We start from the raw sequence: 3,188 nt of genomic DNA on the forward strand, positions 1-3,188 counted from the left end.
TACCTGTGTTGTTCAGTTGGTTCTTTTGGTTTTTTCTTAATGTTGTATTGCTCATGTTTTTTCTCCTTTTTAGGGATTATAAAATATGAAGGTTTACACAATCTGGTTTATAGGGTCCATAAAATATGTTCATTGAAAATGAAAACATTGCTGTAATTTCCATCACTTTTTTACTAATGTTTTGGCTATTTTGGAAAGACCTTTCAAGTTATAAAAGCGATAATCACCAAGATTTTAAATCTATCCTTGTTAGTACTGGTGTTTTAGGAACATTTATAGGTATTTTTATTGGCTTACTTGGTTTTGATAGTTATAGTGTTGCAGATAGTGTTCCAAAATTATTAGATGGATTAAAAACTGCATTCGTTACTTCTATTGTTGGCATGGGTTTGGCAATATTACTTTCTATTATTCAAAAAAATAAAAGTGGGGGTGGTGCTGAAAATGAAATTACAGCCTTAAATAATATTGGCAAACAATTGGAAAGGTTGAGTTCTATTGATGATAAATTAACATCTTTAGATGATGTTAAAAAGAATACTGAAATATTGCCTCTTATCAACACAAAGTTAGATTCAATTGATACCAATATAAAATCTTTATCTTCCGATATATCAAGTGTTAAAGATGAGTTAAAAATAAATCAAAAAGCCTTGTTTGAATTTTTAAAAGAAAAGTTATCTGAAATTGACAACTCCCTGAAAGAAGCAGTTCAAACTTTATCAAAAGGTGCTACTGAAGAAATTATTAAAGCATTACAAGATGTTATCCAAGATTTTAATACTAACCTTACAGAGCAATTTGGTGATAATTTTAAACAGTTAAATGAGGCTGTCTTAAAAATGATTGAATGGCAAAATACTTATAAAGATTCTGTGCAAGAATTTGAAAAACAGTTAAAAACCACCGCGGAAAATACAAATGAAAGCCATCAGAATACAACGGCACTGGTAAAAGAATTTGCTGAAACTAATTTAAAAAGTTTACAAGATTTTGTTAATAAAAACAATCAAGTATTGTTAGAAAGCATAGATAAAATTAACATCACCACAAATCAAAATACCGATGCACTTATTACAAAAGTGGGAGAGTTTTCTAGTGAAATAAATAACTCTTTAAAAGAAAGTGTTGAGCAGAATCAACAAGCTAACGAAAAAATAAAAGAAAGTTTAATTCAATTATTTGAACAAATTAAAAATGCTGTTTCAATCACAGAAAACAATGCAAAAATAATTAGTGAAATGACAGGTAATTATGCCAAGATTGCAGGTGTTAGTGACAAATTAGAAATCGTCATTAGCACTAATCAAAATCAAATACAAAATTTAGAAAATCATCTAAAAACTTTTGCAGAAATTAGCGGTGAGGCAAAAGGTATTACTAAAGAGTTAAAAACTTTTTCTGATGAAATACAGAAATCTTTAACAAGACAATCGGAGGCATTGACAAAACTAACTCAAGAGATTGAAAATCAATTACCCGCTTCATTAGATACATTAAATAAATCACTTACTTCTTTGACCACGCAATTTGCCATTGATTATGAAAGCTTTTTAGAGCAAGTTTCTAAACTAATGAAAATAAATAATATTAATTAATGAGAATTACAGATTTTAGCGAACTTTGGCGAGCAGTTAATAAGGTAAAAATTGATATTATTGCCAAAACAGAAATAACACTGTTTGAAAATGAGGGTCTAGATACTGATTTAAGTGATGTTTATACTAGCCCAGAAGGTGAGTTATTTACAGTTTTAAAAGATGGTTCAATTAGAAAAACGATTGTGCATATTTGTGATATTTCAAACTATAAAACAGAATGGCTTTTGCCAAAATTTCATATTTTTGAATGTACAACTTTAACAACAATGAGGGGTGCTAATAAAGGCCATAGATATAAAAAAGCGTCCAGAGATGATGGGCAATTTTGGATGATTCACGCTTCAGGCGGACGATATGAATATTTAAATATTTGTAAGAATAATTGCTTGACACAACACAATTCATTATATGATCATCAAACAGTAGCAAGTTTTAATGTCAAATCTTATTTAGATAAACCAATCCAGCACACTCAACCTTACATTACCAACGAATTAGATATGGCAACCATTCCAAGTAGTTATGCCGACAATTGGTCAAGCATTTCAAAAGAGAGAAAGCAGTATTACAAATGGATATGTCAAGAGTGTTTTTATGATTTGAATGATTATAAAAAATATTTACATACTCATCATATAAATTCAGATGTAACAAACAATAAACATGAGAATTTAAAAGTTTTGTGCATTAAGTGCCATGCAGAAGAGTTTCAGCACGAGCATATTAAGGAAAAACCAGAATATAAACAATTTTTACAAATAAAAGAAAACCATGCAAGCTAATAGAGAATGGATAAGTATCTCAGATATGATGGCTGGTCTAATGATGGTATTTTTATTTATCGCTGTATTATTTATGAGCGAAGTGCAAAAAGAACAAAAGGCTATTAAAGAAATAGCAGAGAGTTATCAAAATATTCAGCAACAATTATTTAAAGATTTAAGTGAAGAATTTAAACAAGACCTTAAAGTGTGGGATGCAGAAATTTTATCTGATAATACAATTAGGTTCAAATCTCCAGAGATTTTATTTGATACCAACAGTAGCGACCTCAAAGCACTGTTCATAGCTGTGTTAGATGATTTCTTCCCAAGATATTTGGACATCTTAACCAACAATAAATATAAAAAACAAATTAAAGAAATTAGGGTTGAGGGTCATACATCATCAATATGGAATAACACAACAAGAGAGCAATCATATATAAATAATATGTCTTTATCTCAAAATAGAGCAAAGTCTGTTTTGGCTTATAGTTATAACATTACAAATTCAGCAAACAATAAAATATTTTTAGAAAATGTTTTTCGTGCTAATGGCATGTCATTTTCTAATTTAATTAAAAACAATGGAGAAGAAGATATACAAGCCTCTCAAAGAGTTGAATTTAGAGTAATAACCAAGGCAGAAGAAAAAATTTATGAAATCATTAACAAATTACAGTAATGAAAATTATAACAAATCATTCCACCTGACCGCTTACGCGTCGGCTGAATTCAAGCGTTAGGTGGCAATATGAAAAGTAGCATATTTGACCCTGTAACCTCCATTGTTAATCACAAACTGTCCTATTTAATACCTTTTTTA

3 protein-coding genes are annotated in these 3,188 nt (G+C 29.4%); all 3 read left to right on the top strand.

Translation table 11 applies throughout. The annotated features are described in order from the left end of the window. The first annotated feature begins 125 nt into the window (after positions 1-125). Genes BAZSYMA_RS08485 through BAZSYMA_RS08495 form a run of 3 tightly spaced genes read left to right on the top strand, consistent with a single transcriptional unit; the run spans position 126 to position 3,047 of the window. Entirely contained in the window at positions 126-1,598 is a 1,473-nt protein-coding gene (locus tag BAZSYMA_RS08485) for a hypothetical protein (RefSeq protein ID WP_090717932.1), read from the top strand. Beyond that, complete coding sequence (locus BAZSYMA_RS08490) at positions 1,598-2,383, top strand: HNH endonuclease family protein (RefSeq protein WP_090717937.1); 786 nt, start codon at positions 1,598-1,600, stop codon at positions 2,381-2,383. The genes BAZSYMA_RS08485 and BAZSYMA_RS08490 overlap by 1 nt, the downstream gene beginning before the upstream one ends. After that, positions 2,373-3,047, top strand: coding sequence for an OmpA family protein (locus BAZSYMA_RS08495; protein WP_090717943.1), 675 nt, complete (start codon positions 2,373-2,375; stop codon positions 3,045-3,047). The genes BAZSYMA_RS08490 and BAZSYMA_RS08495 overlap by 11 nt, the downstream gene beginning before the upstream one ends. Positions 3,048-3,188: the final 141 nt, after the last annotated feature.

The sequence above is a fragment of the Bathymodiolus azoricus thioautotrophic gill symbiont genome (assembly GCF_001298715.1).
Classification (GTDB): Bacteria; Pseudomonadota; Gammaproteobacteria; order PS1; family Pseudothioglobaceae; genus Thiodubiliella.

Excerpts from the sequence above, each read along its gene's own strand:
- BAZSYMA_RS08490 (WP_090717937.1), top strand. The coding sequence starts at position 1,598 with ATGAGAATTACAGATTTTAGCGAACTTTGGCGAGCAGTTAATAAGGTA.
- BAZSYMA_RS08495 (WP_090717943.1), top strand. The coding sequence starts at position 2,373 with ATGCAAGCTAATAGAGAATGGATAAGTATCTCAGATATGATGGCTGGT.
- BAZSYMA_RS08485 (WP_090717932.1), top strand. The coding sequence starts at position 126 with ATGTTCATTGAAAATGAAAACATTGCTGTAATTTCCATCACTTTTTTA.